17 protein-coding genes are annotated in these 18,201 nt (G+C 34.0%); 4 read left to right on the plus strand and 13 right to left on the minus strand.

From position 1 onward, the window contains the following. Together ABXT67_RS17020 and pseC are read right to left on the minus strand one after the other, a co-directional pair. Positions 1 to 630, minus strand: coding sequence for a transferase (locus ABXT67_RS17020; protein WP_415375226.1), 630 nt, complete (start codon positions 628 to 630; stop codon positions 1 to 3). Beyond that, entirely contained in the window at positions 620 to 1,780 is a 1,161-nt protein-coding gene (gene pseC / locus ABXT67_RS17025; RefSeq protein ID WP_415375227.1) for a UDP-4-amino-4,6-dideoxy-N-acetyl-beta-L-altrosamine transaminase, read from the minus strand. Before pseC ends, ABXT67_RS17020 begins: the two co-directional genes overlap by 11 nt. Before the next feature lie 404 nt (positions 1,781 to 2,184). Between pseC and ABXT67_RS17030 the strand changes: the two genes are divergently transcribed. Beyond that, on the plus strand, positions 2,185 to 2,817 hold the full coding sequence (locus tag ABXT67_RS17030) for a GDSL-type esterase/lipase family protein (protein ID WP_415375228.1): 633 nt from the start codon (positions 2,185 to 2,187) through the stop codon (positions 2,815 to 2,817). 141 nt (positions 2,818 to 2,958) lie between these two features. Here the strand turns inward: ABXT67_RS17030 and ABXT67_RS17035 are convergent, their stop codons facing one another. The 10 genes from ABXT67_RS17035 to ABXT67_RS17080 form a co-directional block, all read right to left on the minus strand. Further along, on the minus strand, positions 2,959 to 4,041 hold the full coding sequence (locus ABXT67_RS17035; RefSeq protein WP_415375229.1) for a class I SAM-dependent methyltransferase: 1,083 nt from the start codon (positions 4,039 to 4,041) through the stop codon (positions 2,959 to 2,961). 78 nt (positions 4,042 to 4,119) lie between these two features. Continuing rightward, the gene (locus tag ABXT67_RS17040) at positions 4,120 to 5,280 is read right to left on the minus strand and encodes an acyltransferase family protein (RefSeq protein WP_415375230.1); all 1,161 of its coding nucleotides are present in this window, start codon (positions 5,278 to 5,280) and stop codon (positions 4,120 to 4,122) included. 61 nt (positions 5,281 to 5,341) lie between these two features. Further along, on the minus strand, positions 5,342 to 6,751 hold the full coding sequence (locus tag ABXT67_RS17045; protein WP_415375231.1) for an alkaline phosphatase family protein: 1,410 nt from the start codon (positions 6,749 to 6,751) through the stop codon (positions 5,342 to 5,344). 65 nt (positions 6,752 to 6,816) lie between these two features. Further along, positions 6,817 to 7,926 carry a glycosyltransferase family 4 protein gene (locus ABXT67_RS17050; RefSeq protein WP_415375232.1) on the minus strand — a complete coding sequence of 370 codons (1,110 nt, stop codon included), beginning with the start codon at positions 7,924 to 7,926 and terminating at the stop codon, positions 6,817 to 6,819. A 549-nt stretch (positions 7,927 to 8,475) separates the two neighbouring features. Then, complete coding sequence (gene ligA / locus ABXT67_RS17055) at positions 8,476 to 10,512, minus strand: NAD-dependent DNA ligase LigA (protein ID WP_415375233.1); 2,037 nt, start codon at positions 10,510 to 10,512, stop codon at positions 8,476 to 8,478. A 98-nt stretch (positions 10,513 to 10,610) separates the two neighbouring features. Beyond that, positions 10,611 to 11,042 carry a T9SS type A sorting domain-containing protein gene (locus ABXT67_RS17060; RefSeq protein ID WP_415375234.1) on the minus strand — a complete coding sequence of 144 codons (432 nt, stop codon included), beginning with the start codon at positions 11,040 to 11,042 and terminating at the stop codon, positions 10,611 to 10,613. Between the two features lie 89 nt (positions 11,043 to 11,131). Beyond that, positions 11,132 to 11,650 carry a hypothetical protein gene (locus ABXT67_RS17065; RefSeq protein WP_415375235.1) on the minus strand — a complete coding sequence of 173 codons (519 nt, stop codon included), beginning with the start codon at positions 11,648 to 11,650 and terminating at the stop codon, positions 11,132 to 11,134. A gap of 1,427 nt (positions 11,651 to 13,077) precedes the next feature. Beyond that, positions 13,078 to 13,677, minus strand: coding sequence for a TIGR00730 family Rossman fold protein (locus tag ABXT67_RS17070; RefSeq protein WP_415375236.1), 600 nt, complete (start codon positions 13,675 to 13,677; stop codon positions 13,078 to 13,080). Further along, the gene (prmC, locus tag ABXT67_RS17075) at positions 13,665 to 14,513 is read right to left on the minus strand and encodes a peptide chain release factor N(5)-glutamine methyltransferase (protein ID WP_415375237.1); all 849 of its coding nucleotides are present in this window, start codon (positions 14,511 to 14,513) and stop codon (positions 13,665 to 13,667) included. Before prmC ends, ABXT67_RS17070 begins: the two co-directional genes overlap by 13 nt. Beyond that, on the minus strand, positions 14,514 to 14,999 hold the full coding sequence (locus tag ABXT67_RS17080; protein ID WP_415375238.1) for a GNAT family N-acetyltransferase: 486 nt from the start codon (positions 14,997 to 14,999) through the stop codon (positions 14,514 to 14,516). A gap of 28 nt (positions 15,000 to 15,027) precedes the next feature. Between ABXT67_RS17080 and ribD the strand changes: the two genes are divergently transcribed. From ribD to ABXT67_RS17095, 3 genes are read left to right on the plus strand one after another with little or no spacing between them, the layout of a single operon-like run. Then, entirely contained in the window at positions 15,028 to 16,128 is a 1,101-nt protein-coding gene (gene ribD, locus ABXT67_RS17085; RefSeq protein ID WP_415375239.1) for a bifunctional diaminohydroxyphosphoribosylaminopyrimidine deaminase/5-amino-6-(5-phosphoribosylamino)uracil reductase RibD, read from the plus strand. Further along, positions 16,122 to 16,997: an EamA family transporter gene (locus tag ABXT67_RS17090; protein ID WP_415375240.1), complete on the plus strand. Its 876-nt coding sequence runs from the start codon at positions 16,122 to 16,124 to the stop codon at positions 16,995 to 16,997. The genes ribD and ABXT67_RS17090 overlap by 7 nt, the downstream gene beginning before the upstream one ends. Then, on the plus strand, positions 16,998 to 17,612 hold the full coding sequence (locus ABXT67_RS17095) for an IMPACT family protein (protein ID WP_415375241.1): 615 nt from the start codon (positions 16,998 to 17,000) through the stop codon (positions 17,610 to 17,612). 84 nt (positions 17,613 to 17,696) lie between these two features. Here the strand turns inward: ABXT67_RS17095 and ABXT67_RS17100 are convergent, their stop codons facing one another. Then, positions 17,697 to 18,095, minus strand: coding sequence for an acyl-CoA thioesterase (locus ABXT67_RS17100; protein WP_415375242.1), 399 nt, complete (start codon positions 18,093 to 18,095; stop codon positions 17,697 to 17,699). Positions 18,096 to 18,201 lie beyond the last annotated feature (106 nt).

Consider the following 18,201-nt stretch of genomic DNA (forward strand, 5'->3'; position numbering starts at 1 on the left):
TTAACTTCTTTTTTTAATTATCAAATTTGGAGAACTACCAAATACTAATGAATTGTCTGGTACATCTTGATCCTTAACACAAGCTCCTGCCCCTATTATTACATTATCACCTATTTTAGAATTTCCTAAAATCATTGAATTAGCCGTCATAGTTACGTACTCCCCTATCTCTGGAAAAATATTGTTATTATTACCTACCGTGCAATTTTGACTAAATGCAAAATAATTTCCAAACTTAGCACGCCCCATCACAGATCCTAATGGATGGTCTAGCATAAAAATTTCAGGCAAATCAACTTCGTAAAACAAATCGCAAGCATTCATAATTTTATTAAGATAATATATTTTATCTGCTAATCGTGCATTATCAGAACCCGCCTTAAAAACAGAATTCGAATAATAATATAAAAATACTGTATACTGTCCTGAATGATACGGGTTAAAATAGCCTACACTATCTTTTGAATAATACTTATTCTTATTTTTTAAAAAGCTAAATTCACAACGTTTAAATACGGTTTCTGCCAATGAATTTATAGTATTGATTTCAGAATTTGAAATACTAAAAAAAGAAGTTAATTGATTGATCAACCCTTTTAATATGTCCTCTTTTGGTATTTCAAATATCATTAAAAAAAGTATTTATTTGATGAACAACATAGTCCTGTTCTTCAACAGTTAACGTTGGAAACATTGGTAAACTTAAACAATATTTATAATAGTTTTCAGCGTGCGGAAAATCTCCTTCTTTCCAACCAAATTGACGGTAATAAGGCATTAAATGAACGGGTATATAATGCACCTGAACAATGATATCTAAACTTCTCAAATAGTCGAAAAGAGCTTTTCTATCTTCAGTTTCAATAACATAAAGATGATACGCATGCCCTGGAACAACCCCAGACTGCCTCTTTATAAAACTCGAGTTTTTAAATTCTTGAGCATACTTTTCAGCAATTTCATTTCTTTTATTAATTCCTTCCTCTGCTCTCTTTAACTGACTCAACCCCAATGCAGATTGAATATCTGTTAGTCTATAATTAAAACCAAGTTCCTGCATTTCGTAATACCACCCTCCATCATCATAAACTTTCTTGGAAAAGTCTTGTTGAATGCCGTGCGTTCGAAGATTTAGTAATTTCTTATAAAGAACTTCATCATTAGTAGTAATTATTCCTCCTTCACCCATGGCAATGTGCTTTACAGGATGGAAGGAAAAAATTGCTAAATCTGCAAATTGTCCATTACCACATTTTTGGATTGTCCCAGTGCTATCAGTAAATGAACCTCCTGGAGAATGACAGGCATCTTCAATTAACCAACAGTCATATTCATCTGCCAGCTTCCGGAAAGCTTCCATGTCGATAGCTCTACCAGCAAAATTAACAGGAATAATACCTTTGTAGGTGCCTTTTGAAGAAGCTTTTAGTAATTTTTCTACCTCATTTATATCTAGTAAGTAAGTCTCTGGATCAATATCTGCAAAAACAACCTCTCCCCCCGCATAGCCAATACAATTTGCTGAAGCTACAAAGGTTATTGGTGTTGTTATTACCTTGTCATTCTTACTTACCCCTAAAACCAATGAACATAAATGTAAGGCGGCCGTACCATTTGAAACGGCAACCGCATATTTCACGCCAATATATTCGGCAAAGGCCGTTTCAAATTCAGCTACGGTCGGCCCTTGAGTAAGCCAGTCGCTTCTTAAAACATCGACAACTGCCTGAATATCTTTCTCAGTTACATGTTGCTTTCCGTATGGTATTCTTTTATTCATTATTATGTGTTAAAATTTTAATTCGCGTGTATTTTCAGACTAATAATATACAAACTGAAAAGTGTATATCGAATGTTTAAATTATTTAATTTTGAAATATGCTTTTGATTTTATACAGTACTCTTAAAAAGAATATAAAATAACTAGTAAGCCCTTTTCTTTTGACAAATACTAAGATGAAATTTGATTATAGTTTTTTTTGAATTACAAAATATGTAAATAATATCATTTAAAATGAAATACAACCTATACAAAAACAATACTCATTCTTATAAACAGTACTGTTTATAAAATAAATTGGCTGTTTAATGAAAAATCGTTGGTATTTTTAAAAAGAGTCTGACAAAACCATTTTTTTATAAAAAAATACAATCAAATTCACCACCATAATTTATTAGTTAAAAATGAAATTAAAAAAGAAAATACCTTGGGTTTTGTTCGCTATTACTGCTCTTTTTATGACAGCTATTTTCTCTTTAAAGTACAGACACCAATTTTATCAAAAATATATTAATTGGAATAATTCTGCAGAAATTGTTATGTTTGGCGACTCTCATACTGCTAATGGGAAATGGAATTCTACCATTAATCAAAATCCTGTTCTAAAATTGGGTTGGGGAGGATATACTAGCGAAATGCTAGTTGATAAAATTTCTCTATCTGTACCATTTAAACCAAAATACGTATTCATTCTTTGTGGTGGAAATGATATTTACCAAGATTCTTTCACCGTTGAAAACACCTTAAATAATTTAAAGCTAATGGCAGATACATTAAAGAACAGCAGTATTACGCCAGTGTTTCAAAAACTCCTGTATCAACACAAAAACCCTAAATTTAACACAACTATTGATTCCATAAATAATGCGCTTACAAACTACTGCCTTAAAGAACAAATAGACCTTCTCGATATAGGAAAGGATATGTATGATTCCACTGGGCTTAAAGCTAGTTTAACAATTGACAACCTCCACCTTAACAAAAAAGGATATGCTATCTGGAGTAAAGCAATTAACAATTACTTAAACAGTTATTAAATAACGCTCGCGTCAGAGTCCTCTATATATCCAACCGAAAAAGTTTTGACTGACTTCTACTTGATTACCTTCCCATAATCGAGTTCATAGTCTCGAAAAGGCCTGTTACAGAAATCATACTATTATTCTGAAGGCATCATTTTAAATCTTTTCGCAGAGAACCCAAACAATTGGAGCTGCTAAATCGACGAGTTCGGCAGTTGGATGAATTTTTTTACACTGATTGAGCATTTCGATTGACAAAGACGATTGATCTTCTTCTGAGTACCAAGGGATTATACTTACAATACGAAGCCCATTTTGCTCTATACAATCGGTAAGATGTGATTGCGTCATTCTGTTTAAGTTATTTTGAAAAAAACTAAGTGACACCTCTTTCTGCTCCGGTCGAAATTCATCTAAATATCTTTCGAAATCTTCATTACTAAGTCTTGCATGTCCCCATGGAAAATCTAATGTACAAAGGCTGTGCCCGCCGTCAACCGAAAAAAACGGGTTGTACTCATGAAAGGCAAATCCGCCCTTCTTAAGTATTCGAGACATTTCTTTAAATGCATCGTTTGGCTTAGTAATATGTTCAAGAACCTCCCAACTCACAACTACATCCATAGATTCAGATGCTACAGCGGAGCTACTTATATCGTCTTCGATAAAACTAACTCTAGAGGCTGCTTCTTGACTCACTGCGCCAGCATATGCTTCTCTAGTTTGCTTAAGTTCCACGTTTTTTTCTACTACAGCCTCTACTGAAACAACTCCACCAGGGGTTTGGTTAATATAGTATGCTGCAATGTCTGTTGCTAAAACTCGTTTCGCTCCTAGTGATGCAAAGGCATAGGCAGAAGACCCATCGTAGGTTCCTATTTCTAATATTTCTTTATCAATAAAAGATAAAGAAAATGTTTGTAAATAATTTTCAATACGGTTCAAAGCTTGTTTTTGTTCCAATATTTTCAACTCCATTATTTCTCTTGAAGGAGCTGTTATAACCGCTTGAACAGGATTAATCATCAATCGCCACGATGGTTTAATCCTATCTCGTAACCCTGATAGTAATTCTATAGAATTCCCTAAAGAATCTTCAAAAAACCCAAAGACTTTGTCTTTTTTAATCCTGTGTTGATTTTTCGGCTTTTTTTGAAGCTCGAAAACATTGCACATAAGGTTAATAAGTCCTAAACGATTACCCGCTGCCATTAAAATTCTATGTGGCGTGTATTTCATATTATTTTTTTTAACTAGTTAAATATTTTACAGATTTACAGCATCGAAAAATACAAATTTATATTACAAGTACTTTTCTTAAAAACTGTTTTCTTTGATTTTTTTAGGCCGTTTAAATAACTTTTTATACCCGTCTCTTTCCATACAAGGACGCTCTATCAATTGAAAGAATATAGCAGAAATGAAAAGAATGACAGCCAATAATAGGATTAAATAAATTGAAAAATTAAGCACAGAATACTTTGAAAAGGTAACCATAACAATGTACTTTCCAAAAACATAAATAATTGGGCTATGCAACATATAAATAGAATAGCACATACCGCCTATATTAGTTATAAATGGATAGGACAAAAACTTTAGTGCCTTATGGAATATCACATAGTAAAACAGGAAAAAGATACTTACCAACTGTATCACTTCCCAAGCAGATTTACTTATGTTTGACGTAAAACCTGCTGTTTCAAAAACCCAAATAAACACAAAGAAAAATAGACCAATTAAAGCATCTAATCTGGTTTTGGGAAAGATAATGGATTTAGAGACGTACAAATCTGCTAATAAAAACCCAACCAAAAAATAGTGAAAATACTTCACTATACTTAAAAATGGAAGTGTATAATACACATTGAACATTGTAAACAATAAGGCTATAATAATTAGAGATCCACGCCTAAGCAAAACAGGTTTTACTGAAAAAATATACGCCAATAGTGGCGCCAAAATGTAGAACTGTATTTCAATTTCTAAACTCCATAAATTAGGATTTAAAAGCGGAAAAGGGTGGACTCCTGAATAGATTATATTGTGCGAATAAATTAGAGATGACAAATAACTTTTCAAACCCATATCAAATGGCATAGTTTTAAAAAAAATAACATATCCAAAAAACAACATTGTGAGTACTACAATATAAGGAGGCTCCAAGCGGGATAATCGTCTAACAAAATAAGCCCTAAGATTAATTGGTTTGCCATTATTGATATGATATTTAGCAAATGGTAAGCCCAAGATAAAACCACTAATGGCAAAAAATATAGGCACGCCGAGCATCGCGTGATGCAGAATACTTCCTAATAATTCAAAATCAAATACATCTATATAGTTTGTTTGATCTTTAATCATTATGTAGGAACTTGCGTGCATAATAACTACACTTGCAATGGCAATAAATCGCAAACCATCTATCTCTGGAATAAAACTACCCGTTGATGTAATTCGTTTAAACGCTAACTTCATTGTTTAGAAATTATTTCTACCAAATAACATTGATTTTTTTCTAAAAAGTAAGAATTGCCATTTATAGATTAACATAAGCTGTTTTATTCATGTAATCTTTTCTCTTGATGCCGTAATTATTCATTATTATAGGAACAATATCACAGGTAGGCAATTGTTCTTCCAAAAAATCTGAAGTTGCATTTTTTGGGTGATAAGAAAATAAATGTCCTTCTGGTATGTGATATGCCGTTGAAGAAGACTTGTCATCTATTGTCATATTTTGCAATCCACTATCCTCAATACTAAAATATGTATTTCCAACACTGATATTAATTGTTTGTAAATTTAAAAAGATAAGGTCTACAGAAAAATAGTTAGCCCCCTTCTTTCTATAGGAAACAGCTTCACTATTTATTGTGAGTCTTTTTAAATTGTCTTCAAACTTTTGAATGTAATTTTCTCCAACCACAAAGTTAAATTGTGGCACCATAGCTGGCATAACCTTGTATTCATTCGCGTCATTAATACCAAGCATACTCATAAACTTTTTATTATCCTTAATAACAATTTGTGTTTCAGTTGGCTCACACTCAATAGCTTCCTGCCCCATACTAGAAGTAATAATAAGCTTATAATCTTGATTCTTATCAATAAAGGTGGATAACCGTTTCAACATCCTATCTGTATGATCCATCGTGAAAATAATTTCATTACTATAGGTATTTATCCATTCCTTATCATATTCTAAATTTTCATATTCATTAGGAAAAAGAGCAGCCCAATATCTATGCATACTCGATGCCACGTGATTTGTGAAGAAGGTTACAAAATCAGGTTTTTTATCATTTAATAATTTATAAAAAACATCAAATGACAAGACAGTTTGATACGTTCTTCTTCTAACATTTTTCCAAGGATTAATCTTTTCTTCCACCAATTGCTTTGTCACACTTGTCAATGTATCGAATTTAAACCCGAAGGATCTAATTTTTGAAAGTCCCTTTAATATTTCAGTATAAGGCAACGAAGTATCAACATTACGACCAGACTTTCTAGATAGATTTAGATTAATCTTTTGAAACAACTCAATATCATCAGGAAAACACTCATAGTTTGGTGCAAATACATCTGGAACGTAGAAATCATAATTTTCGGTGCTTTTTGGTACTGCTTGAGAGTGCAGTGACCCAAAAACTCCAGTTTTTATACCATTCCTCGAAAGTACATCCCATAAAGGCGGAAACTCTTTATCAACATCAGTAAGGTCTTGATTAAAATCTGAAACAAAATGTTTATCACTTGGCACGCCCCTATGCAATGTTGGCCAAGTATTCCAAGGCGAGAGATGCCCTTTATTTTCAGTTATTGTTTCGTACTTCTTAAATTTTGAATAATTGTTCGCTAGCCAAGAATTAGGCCTCATCTTCATGTAATATTCAAACACCCTAATAGGGACTTCGTTTAATTCAAAAAAAATTATTTTCTTCATTATAACAGATGATTATTGTCTAAACTACTCGATCTATAGGGAACTGTATGATCCATTACTATGTATTAAAAGAAGAATTTAATGGCAGCAATTAGATGTCTAAAACTATTAACTTGACCAATATTTTTTCTTAGTTGATGGAAAATGCCTAATAATATAATGAAAGAAATTATATAAAAACCGAGCATAATAAAATTACTGAATAATCTGGAAAGAAATATAAATATTACGGCTAATACTAAATTTAAAAAGCATAGAAACAAGCTCGCCTTAAAATGTGATAGTCCTGAATTTATAAGAATATGGTGAATATGATTATTATCTGGATAAAAGGGACTCTTGTTGTTTATCAATCGGATGCCTATAACCCTAAGCGTATCAAACAATGGAATGAAAAAGATTGCTCCAATAACCACAAGACTATTTTGAGCTTTAAAGGAATGCGCCTCAAGTAAAGAAGCATCTAAGGACAAAAACTTTAGCGACATAAAACCAATGCAAAATCCAATGATCAGTGATCCAGTATCCCCCATGAATATTTTATTTATTTTCGACAAATTATAACGCAGGTAACCTAGTAAAACCCCGATTAAAATTAAGCTTAATAAAAAGTAAAAAGTCTGATTTAAGGTATAAAAAATTAAGGCGTAGATACTAAAAATTACAATTCCAATAGTGGAGGCTAGTCCGTCAATTCCATCAATCATATTATACGAATTGATAATTGTTAACATCATCAATACGATAAACACATAAGACACAAAACTAGGAATCTCATGTATTCCTAAAAAACCGTTAAGAGACTCTACTTGAACACAATTACAAAAAAGAATAAAACAAATCGCCATTATCTCACCTCCTATTTTTGCTCTTGGCGTAGACACAACCAAATCATCTTTTAAGCCGATAGCGAACAATAAACCAAGCGAAGCAATTAAATTTATCCCAATTGCGTTTACATCCCATTCCTTAAGTAATATTAACATAAATATTAAAGTGAAAAAGAAGGAAACACCTGCCATGGTTGGTGTGGAGTTAATGTGAGAACTTCTTTGATCTGGACGATCAATTAAATTTCGACTTCTCACAATCCAACTAATCTTTGGAATTAAGAAAGTAACCAAAATAAATGAACCTATAACCGAGGCAATCGCAACGTAGAATATGTTGTTCATAATTATTATTGTTTACTTAGGAGAACTCAAAATGATTCATCTTTATTTTAGCTCCTAACGATAATGGGTTTAAATAGTGCTATTTATTTAAAATAAAAGTCTTGGTAAGCAAGATAACATCAAACTAGTTTGCGCATTCCTTTACGCCCCCTACAAAAAACATACAATTGCAGGGATTTATTATTTATTGGCTCAACAGCGTATAATCGCGACAAAAGACGAAAATATTCTAGATTGTAGTGTTATTGTAAAGTGTGAGAATTTAACAAAACAAGCTATGTTGTAGTAATGTTTGGGGAAACAATACATTTTTAAAGCTTTTACATCCTAAAATAAATAATCTACCATAAAAATTTAATGAGAAAAACGAATGTTTTAATCAATTACATTGTGATTTTAATCAATTAAATAAATAATATCACGAAATATATAAAAAAGAATAGCCTTTGTTATCTATTTCGTGATATTACGACTTCAAGCAATTCATTACCCAATCCTGGGTCATGATTAGTTTTGTCTTATGGTAGGGAATCCTTTTAGAATTAAATCTTACACTAACATAACTAAAAATTCATTTTCTGAAATAATGGGGATATTTAAACCCTCAGCCTTCTCGCGTTTGCTTGGCCCCATATTATCTCCTGCGACGACATAAGTGGTTTTAGTGGAAATACTACTAGAGACTTTCCCGCCATTATCTTCAATTAATTTCTTTAATTCCGTTCTAGAAACCTGAGTAAATACCCCTGAAACCACAAATATATTTCCAGCTAATATGGTTGTCTGCCCAGCTAATTTTTCAGCTGAAATTTCTAATTGAATTCCATTTTCTCGCAAACGCTCAATAATCTTTCGGTTTTCAATGCCTGGTGAATTATCTTGAGTAAATAAATCTTGAGCTTCTGAAATTGCAAAGAATGCTATAACACTTTCAGCAATCCTATCACCAATTTCGTCTACGGCAATTAATTCTTCAAAAGTGGCATTCATTAAAGCGTCAATACTTTTAAAATGTTTTGATAGTTTCTTAGCCACTGTTTCTCCTACGAACCGGATCCCCAAGGCAAATAAAACACGTTCAAAAGCTATGGAACAAGATGCCGCGACGCCTGCAATAACATTCTCTGCACTTTTTTGTGCCATACGGTCTAAGGGAAGTAACTGGTCTGCTTTTAGATCGTATAAGTCTGCATAGGTAGTCACCAAATTATTAGTAACTAACAATGCTACAGTTTCTCCTCCTAAGCCTTCAATATCCATCGCTTTACGAGAAATAAAATGCTGGATACGCCCAATAATCTGAGTGGGGCAACCTTCTTCATTGGGGCAATAATGTTTTGCATCTCCTTCGTTCCGAACAAGCTGTCTTTTACAATCAGGACAATGTGTAATATATTGAGTTATCTTGCTACTTAAAGGTCTTTTATCAAAATCTACAGCAATGATCTTGGGTATAATCTCCCCCCCTTTTTCTACAAAAACAGTATCGCCTACTCTAATATCCAGTTTTTCTATTTGGTCTGCATTATGCAAGGACGCTCTTTTTACAGTGGTTCCAGCTAGCTCGACAGGTTCTAAGTTTGCAACGGGTGTAATAGCTCCTGTGCGACCTACTTGATACGTAATCTCTTCAAGAATTGTAGCAACCTGCTCTGCTTTAAATTTATAAGCCATTGCCCAACGAGGGGCTTTTGCTGTATATCCTAATTCTTCTTGCTGTTGAAGGTTATTCACTTTTATTACGACACCGTCAGTTTCATAGGGTAATTCGTGGCGATATATATCCCAATGATTTATAAACGCTAAAACCTCATCAATACTTGAAACTAATTTTGCAATTTGTGGGACTTTAAAACCCATATTATTCGCTATTTCAAGATTTTCCATTTGCGTTGTCGTTGGAATATCATTTCCCTTTAAGCTATAAAGCAAACACTCCAATGGGCGTTTCGCTACCTCTCCACTATCCTGGAGCTTAAGACTTCCAGCTGCTGTGTTACGTGGATTTCTATACGGTTCTTCTCCAGCTTCTAAACGCGCTTCATTCATTTTATGGAAGCCTTCAAATGGTAGAACAATTTCACCTCGTATTTCAAACTTGGAAGGATAGTCCCCTTTTAGTTGTAAAGGAACAGATTTAATGGTCTTCACATTTGCAGTTACATCATCTCCTTGAAACCCGTCACCACGTGTTACTGCTTTTATAAAATTTCCATTCTCATACCGCAAACTAATTGATGCTCCATCATATTTTAATTCACAGGTATACTGCACCTCTCCATCTACCATTTTTTTAATACGCGTTTCCCAATCTTCGAGATCTTCCTTGGAATAACTATTATCCAAAGAGTACATTCTAAATTCATGCGCTACTGTTTCGAAGTTTTTTGTAATCTCACCTCCGACTCTTAAGGTTGGAGAATTGGCATCATAATATTCAGGGTGCTTTTCCTCCAAAGCCTGCAGTTCTTTGAGTTTTACGTCAAACTCAAAATCTGAAATAGATGGAGTATCTAGTACATAATACTTATAATTATGATCACGAAGTTGATTTCTAAGTTGCGTTATTTTTTCTTGAGGAGCCATTTAGCAAAGATAAAATTCATACTTTAAATGTAATAGAATTTGAACAAAAAAAAGACTCCCATATCAGGAGCCTTTTAAATAAAAATTTGTTTGGATATTTATTTTTTTACAAATCGTTTTGTAATAACAAATCCATTACTCGTAAAACGCACAAAGTACATTCCCGAAGCAACATTTGAAGTATCTAACGAGATTCTGTTAGACACTTCTGAAATTGTTTTCACAAGAGCGCCAGTAATTGAATACACCTCAATATTACCCTGACCATCCATAGCTAAACTTGCGTTCCAAGCGTGTCTTGCGTCTGGCGCCGTATAGGTTCCTTCTTGATACAATGACCAAGGTTGGTTGTCACCATTTTGACGGAATTCTATCCATTGTACGGCAGCTCTTTCAGCCGAACCAGCACCTGCATCAACCACAAAGTTAAACACCGCCGCATTGTAGGTTCCAAACTTTCTAAATTGCGCTTGATTCATTATTGTTGCTTGAAGAGCATCTATTGCGGTGCCTCCATTAGGTTGTGACAAATTTGAAAAACTACCATTGTCAAAAACACTATTAAAAGGGTTATATTTATTTGTTGTGCAGAAGATATGGTTGAATTAGAAGTAGTATTCTAGTCCACATCGATAGTCCATAATTTTATATGATCTGTAGATACGCCATTCCAATCATTGTCCTGCATATAAACTACTGTAGCTCCAACAGCAGCTGGTAGATTATTATCTGTAACATTTAAAACTTGTGGACTAAAAAAGTCACTAACAACAATTCTAGGTAACTCAAACCCCAACACTTTAGCCCCAAGGTTTCCCGCTAGCATTGCAGAGCGCTCTAACGCCCATTCTTTATTAAATCCATTAGTGTTTTCTGTGATATAATAACCATCACTCCAAACCGTTAGTTTTTGATAATCTTGAATAGCAGCTATCGTATAATTAGACCAGCCAGCAGTTAAAGGATTAGGACCATCTAACACTGCTATTTGCGCACCACTCCCTAATAAAGTTAAAACCCATCTATTCGCTGTATTATCATACGATGCAGTTAAATCGCAACAGCCTCCAGACGGAAAAATAGCTGGATTTAGCAAGGCCTCTCCTTGCAATTGATTACCAGCTTTATCATAAATCATAAAACCCGTATTATAGACTACCATTACGTGATCAGGCCTAACGGCTAAAGAAGGATCTGTAGGCTGTGAGTTTTAAGAATGGGTGTCGAAAACCAAGCTCGCCCGAGTCCTAGTTGTTGCCTGTTCCATCTCGTTTCGGTTCATCACAAAATAGTCATCAGTCGTTTGCGGATCTTGTCCTGATAATAACTGATTAGCAATTGAACGTTTATCCTTGGCCTCCCTTGGCTCATTATTTGTAGCTAACAAATCTTAGGGCCTTGAAGCCATAGAGGTAACATATTCAACAGAGGTAGCAATGCCAACAAAACTGGCAATGTTTTATTGGTTATTTTGAGCAGAAACTTGTACTGAAAAGAGAAGTACTAAAATGCACAACAGTAGGTAAGGTGTTTTAATAAAACGAGAGTTTTTTAATTGGTATTATATATTTTACACAAATATTGATATTTAATTATGAAAAACAAAGAGTTTTGATAACACAGTTAGCACCTTAGCGATATTCAAATCCTTTTATCTCAATTATTTAATAATTACGTATAAACTATACTGTAAAAATAGCGGTAAATTAAGATGGCTATCACCTAAAAAGAAAAAGCCTTAGAAATATTTTTCCCGAATCTTTTAAAAAGAAGTTTATAAACAATTATCTAATCATCAATAAATATATTTCTTACCAAGGCAGCACATAGGATACCAGCCATTGGTGCTACTATAAATAACCCTAATTGGCTCAAAGCAGCTCAGCCAGCAAATAAAGCAGGAATTAAACTACGCGCAAGATCAACCTATGCTCCAATTATAGGAATTGCTGCCAAATGTATTAATACCAAAGAAACACTTATAGCAAGTTCAGCGAGAACTAGTGATGCGTTATTTGCTGTCGCAACAAAAGTCACTATCAAAAACAAGAAAGCAAAAACAAACTCAGTTATCAAAGCAGAAGTCTTATTATATTCCCCGAGAGAGCCTTCTCCCCAACCATTGGTCCCTAAGCCTCATTCTGGTAAAGCCTGCAGCTGCAATTATCGCCCCTATAAAGTGCGCAATCACATACCCAACGATGTCTTTCAAAGAAAGTTTGCCTGCGGCAAGCGTGGCAATAGAAATTGCTGGTTTTATATTTTAACCAGAAACTGAACCTATGGCCTAAGCCATAACAAAAACAGCAAGACCAAAAGCGAGCAAAATTCCAAAAAATCCAATTCCTGCAGGACGTGTTTTTGAAACACTAGCATTAGTTGCGGCACCGCAACCAAATAACCCAAGAGCAAAAGTTCCTAGACATTCGGCAAAATACTTTTTTAGTTAACTCATCTTTAAGATTTCATTGGTTCATGAATGTGAAAATAGCAAATAGGAGAATTTGAACATTATTAAAATGATGAAAAGCTGATCTTTTTCGTTAAATTAAATTGAAATAAGAATTAAGTCCGTTCGGGCTTTAACCATTTTGGGATGGGAGGTGCTTTAAAATTTTCCATTTTCCCTAGCAATCCTGATACTGAAGTGTCTATAAGTATTAAATTAAAGTTTTCTATTTTCAAAAAGCCTCGTTTCACCATCGTTTCTAGCATAGCGATCATTTCATCATAAAAACCATTTATATTAAGCAATCCAATAGGTTTACCATGCAATCCTAATTGTTGCCAAGTAATAACTTCAAACAACTCTTCCAAGGTTCCAAAACCACCTGGCAGTGTTATAAAACCATCGCTAACTTCTTGCATTTGTAGTTTACGGTCGTGCATATTTTGCGTAGTGATAAGCTGGGTAAGCCCAAGATGCACCACTTCCTTTTTCTTTAAAAATTGTGGAATAATACCAATAACACTACCTTTTTGATCAAGAACTGTTTGCGCAACCGTACCCATAATACCAATCTTTGCCGCGCCATAAACCAAAGTAATATCTCTGGCTACAAAAGCAGTCCCAAGTTCAATGGCAGCATTTTCGATTGCTAGATCATTCCCACTGCTACTTCCGCAAAAAACGCAAACTTTCTTTAAAACATTTATTTTTGACATTGTGCAAATCGGTTTTTATGAAACATGTCTTTGTGTATTAATACTTCAGAAAACCCTAAATTATTAAGCATCTCCTCCATCTCAGGTCCAAGATACTCATTAATCTCAAAAAACAAGGAGCCTTGTGGCCTTAAAAATTCTATTGCCAATTGGCTTATTTTCTTATAGAACACTAACGGATCTTCATTGCTCACGAAGAGTGCTTTTTCTGGCTCAAAATTCAACACATTGTCCTGCATTAATTCTTTCTCTAATTCTCTTACATAAGGCGGGTTTGAAACTATAATATCATAATTCGTCGAAAGTTTTTCAGTAGCCAAAATATCCTGTTGCTTAAATGCGATAAGCACTTTATTACTTGTTGCATTTTGCTTAGCAACTTTTAAAGCTTCCGCAGATATATCTATTGCTGAAACTTTTGATTTTAGTAACGTTTTGGCAATTGAAATAGCAATACAACCACTCCCCGTTCCAATATCTAGAATCGCTAATCCTGAAGTATCGTTTTTATATTCTGATGTTATTAAGGCAACTAACTCTTCTGTTTCTGGCCTCGGAATCAAGGTGTCTTTTGTGACCTTAAAAGGCAATCCATAAAATTCAGTTTCTCCTAAAATATATTGAATGGGCTCGAAGTCTCTTAATCTTTTTGAAGCATCTTCAAACTTCGCAATAGTATCTTCATCAAGTTCTTTTTCTTTATTAATGTAGACTTCAAATCTCGTATAGCTCAAATATGCTTCTGCGAGCAACCTAAAGAATGCATTTATTTCTTCCGTAGAATACAATCCCTTTAAAGATTTATTGCTAAGTATTTGCAGTTGTTTTAATTTCATTTATAGTTCTTTCAGCATTTGAACTGGACAGGAAAAATGCCCCGTATCACCCAATGGACGGTCAATATATTTAAAACCTGATTGCTTATATAAATCTTGTGCAGCTTTCATATAGGTCATTGTTTCTAAGTAACATTTATCAAATTCAAAGACTTTTGCAGCTTGTAAACACTTTTGCATCATCGCTTTCCCAATGCCCCTTCCACGAGCTTCTTCTAAAAAATACATTTTTTGAAGTTCGCAGACATTCCCTGTATAATTCTCTAATTGCGCCACTCCTGCGCCACCAATTATTTTTCCGTTTTCTTCCACTATAAAATAAACAGCCTTGGACTTTTGATAGGTTTCAAACATACAATCCAATGCTGAGTCTGCATAAGCAGTCCCCACTTTTGGAACACCTAAGTCCGCTAGGACTTTGCGAATTAAATTGGCTATTTGAATATTATCGCTTATTTTAATTTCCCTGATAACAGCAGTTTCCATCTCTTAAAATTCGTTGTACTTTTACAGTGTGAAAGTACATGAAAAATATATGGCGCGCTGCATTCAATTAGCAAAAAATGGACTTGGGACCACGTATCCAAATCCCTTGGTGGGTTGTGTCTTAGTTCATAATAATGCAATCATTGGAGAGGGCTATCACTACAAATCGGGACTGCCTCACGCTGAGGTAAATGCTGTCCAAAACACCATTAAAGCCTTTGAGAAAAAGGAATTAACAACAGCACAACAAGAACAACTATTTAAAGAAGCAACCTGCTATGTTTCCTTAGAGCCTTGTAGCCATTTTGGAAAGACACCACCCTGTGCAGACTTACTAATTGCAAAAGGAATAAAGAAAGTTGTTGTGGGAAGTACAGATCCCAATCCAAAAGTTGCTGGTAGAGGAATTAAAAAATTAATGGAAGCTGGATGTGAAGTTGTTATTGGAGTTTTAGAAGATGCGTGCAATGATTTGAACAAGCGGTTTTTTACATTTCAGAACAACAAAAGACCTTATATTATACTAAAATGGGCGCAAACGCAAGATGGTTTTATTGCTCCTGTGGAACAAAACGAAATAGCACCTGTTTGGATCTCCAACCAAAACTCTTTGCAACGTGCACATAAATTACGTGCAGAAGAACAAGCCATATTGGTTGGCACTACTACGGTATTAAAAGACAATCCCAGTTTAACTGCGAGGCATTGGAAAGGAGATTCACCTACAAGAATTATACTAGACAGAACGCTTAAGATAGCGACCAACCATACTATTTACGATGGAAAAGAAGACACCATAATTATAACAGAGAAAGTTGCTGAAAATAGAGAAAATATTAAATTTATTAAAACCTCTTTTGTCGACTCGCTTGCTGAAAATATATGTAAAATTTTATACAATCAAAACATACAAAGTGTCATCATTGAAGGAGGCACTAAAACAATCCAAACCTTTATTAATGAGAATTTATGGGATGAAGCACTTGTATTTCAAGGTTCAAAAAATTTTCAGCAAGGCGTCGAAGCTCCACAATTAGAAATGGCGCAAATTTCTGAAAAGAATCCAGATAGCACTCGGGATAAGAATGATACCTTAATTTATTACAAAAACTCCGCACCAGCATGTTAGCCTTACTATTAAGTATCACAGCGTCTACGCTTATTTTTGTGATTTTCAAACTATTTAGCTTTTTTAAAATTAACACATTACACGCTATTGTGTTTAATTATTTTACAGCCTGTATTTGTGGTTTGTCCTTTTATACAGATCCAATTACTTTTTCCCAAATCCCTCAAAACCCTTGGTTTTACCATACCCTTGGATTAGGAGTACTCTTCATCATTGTCTTTAATTTAATGGCGCTTACAACACAACGCAGTGGTCTTTCTGTAGTTTCTGTTGCTACCAAAATGAGTGTGGTTATTCCTGTTGTTTTTGGCATCCTGTATTATAAGGAGTCTTTAGGGTTTAGCAAGGCTATTGGAATTCTACTCGCTTTAATAGCTGTTTATTTAGCCTCTGTTAAAAACAAGCGCGGATTGGCGATACAACCAAAGAATCTCATTTTTCCAATACTAGTGTTTTTGGGAAGTGGCATTATAGACATCTCAATAAAATTTCTTGAAGACGCCTACGTATCTGAGAACGAGGTCCCGTTATTTTCTGCAACTATTTTTGGAGCTGCAGCTGTAATCGGCTTGCTTGTTTTTATAGCGCAAGGATTAAAGGGAACTTTTGAATTCGAGCTTAAGAATATCGTTGCAGGTATTGTCCTGGGCATCCCCAACTACTTTTCTATATTCTTTTTAGTCAAAGCCTTGCGGAGTGATTTATTAGAAAGCTCGGGGATTTTTACGGTAAATAATGTTGCCATTGTTATGCTTTCGACGATCATTGGGATTCTTCTTTTTAAAGAGCGACTTCTAACAAAGAACTGGATTGGAATTATTCTCGCTGTGATTAGTATTTTTTTAGTGGCAATTTCTGAAATTCAATAAATGGAAAAAGACACTTACAAAACCATCTTAAAGCCATCTAAAGAGACACTCTTCAAAGATCGAGGGAGTAAATTTTATGGATATGCCTTTCCCGTTATAAATGAAGATCAAGTTAAAAATTGTCTAGAAGAACTTAAAAAACAACATCATGCCGCACGTCATTTTTGCTACGCTTGGCAACTAGGAAAATCCTACGAGAGATATCGTGTTAATGATGACGGAGAGCCAAGTAACAGTGCAGGACAACCCATTTATGGTCAATTACAAGCATTTGGCCTTACTAATATATTAGTAGTTAGCGTGCGATATTTTGGAGGAACCAAACTAGGAGTAGGCGGTCTGATTCAAGCCTACAAAACATCAGCCCAACTCGCACTAGAAACCTCTAAAATTCTAACAAAAACCATTGATATGGAATTCAAGCTACTATTTGAATATCCAGAAATGAATATTGTTATGCGGCTTATTAAAGATAATGACTTAAAAATTATCCATCAAAAAATGGAATTAAATTGTAAAATAATGATTTCAGTTCGAAAAAAAGAAGCAACTCGTATTTTCAATTTATTCAATAACACCTATAAGGTCAGTATTAAAAGAGAAGAAGATGAATAATTTAAAAATGACCTAAATAGTACTTATACTATGGAATTAAAATCTCATACTATTCTCATATTTTAAACCGTATTTATTGTTGCCTTATTCACCCAATTTATTCAACAAATAACTAGGAGCTTTCATCAATTTATTTGCAGCACTATTTATGAACACCAAAGTCGTTTCTGCAGTGATTAACAATTCAGCTTTTTGGTTATGAATCTCGTAGTGAAATTCAATTCGATATGTAGGAATTTTCTTAATGGTTGTGGTAACTAAAATTAAATCGTCGTAAAGAGCTGGTGCTTTATAATTGATATTCAAATTGATAACTGGGAGATGTACACCATTTTCTTCCATCCATTTATAGGAAAAGCCCATATTTCTTAGCCATTCGGTTCTACCTTGCTCTAAATACTGGGCATAATTACCGTGGTAAACTACCCCCATTTGGTCAGTTTCACCATATCTAACTCTTAATTGAATCGTTGTTTTCTGCAAATTAAATTTATTTAAAAAAGTACCACTTTTTGATTGTTATGAAATATTTTTAAGTATGCATAAAAAAAACTAGAAATTCAATACCCTAAACGTTTTTTTTTTCATT

The sequence above is a fragment of the Patiriisocius sp. Uisw_017 genome (assembly GCF_047731265.1).
Classification (GTDB): Bacteria; Bacteroidota; Bacteroidia; order Flavobacteriales; family Flavobacteriaceae; genus Patiriisocius.

What these genes read in the sequence shown, in the direction of transcription:
- ABXT67_RS17020 (WP_415375226.1), bottom strand. Translation starts at nt 630, where the DNA reads ATGATATTTGAAATACCAAAAGAGGACATATTAAAAGGGTTGATCAAT.
- ABXT67_RS17030 (WP_415375228.1), top strand. Translation starts at nt 2,185, where the DNA reads ATGAAATTAAAAAAGAAAATACCTTGGGTTTTGTTCGCTATTACTGCT.
- ABXT67_RS17035 (WP_415375229.1), bottom strand. Translation starts at nt 4,041, where the DNA reads ATGAAATACACGCCACATAGAATTTTAATGGCAGCGGGTAATCGTTTA.
- prmC (WP_415375237.1), bottom strand. Translation starts at nt 14,513, where the DNA reads ATGAAATTAAAACAACTGCAAATACTTAGCAATAAATCTTTAAAGGGA.
- ABXT67_RS17065 (WP_415375235.1), bottom strand. Translation starts at nt 11,650, where the DNA reads ATGATTTATGATAAAGCTGGTAATCAATTGCAAGGAGAGGCCTTGCTA.
- ABXT67_RS17095 (WP_415375241.1), top strand. Translation starts at nt 16,998, where the DNA reads ATGGAAAAAGACACTTACAAAACCATCTTAAAGCCATCTAAAGAGACA.
- ABXT67_RS17090 (WP_415375240.1), top strand. Translation starts at nt 16,122, where the DNA reads ATGTTAGCCTTACTATTAAGTATCACAGCGTCTACGCTTATTTTTGTG.
- ligA (WP_415375233.1), bottom strand. Translation starts at nt 10,512, where the DNA reads ATGGCTCCTCAAGAAAAAATAACGCAACTTAGAAATCAACTTCGTGAT.
- pseC (WP_415375227.1), bottom strand. Translation starts at nt 1,780, where the DNA reads ATGAATAAAAGAATACCATACGGAAAGCAACATGTAACTGAGAAAGAT.
- ABXT67_RS17070 (WP_415375236.1), bottom strand. Translation starts at nt 13,677, where the DNA reads ATGTCAAAAATAAATGTTTTAAAGAAAGTTTGCGTTTTTTGCGGAAGT.
- ABXT67_RS17045 (WP_415375231.1), bottom strand. Translation starts at nt 6,751, where the DNA reads ATGAAGAAAATAATTTTTTTTGAATTAAACGAAGTCCCTATTAGGGTG.
- ABXT67_RS17040 (WP_415375230.1), bottom strand. Translation starts at nt 5,280, where the DNA reads ATGAAGTTAGCGTTTAAACGAATTACATCAACGGGTAGTTTTATTCCA.
- ABXT67_RS17050 (WP_415375232.1), bottom strand. Translation starts at nt 7,926, where the DNA reads ATGAACAACATATTCTACGTTGCGATTGCCTCGGTTATAGGTTCATTT.
- ABXT67_RS17080 (WP_415375238.1), bottom strand. Translation starts at nt 14,999, where the DNA reads ATGGAAACTGCTGTTATCAGGGAAATTAAAATAAGCGATAATATTCAA.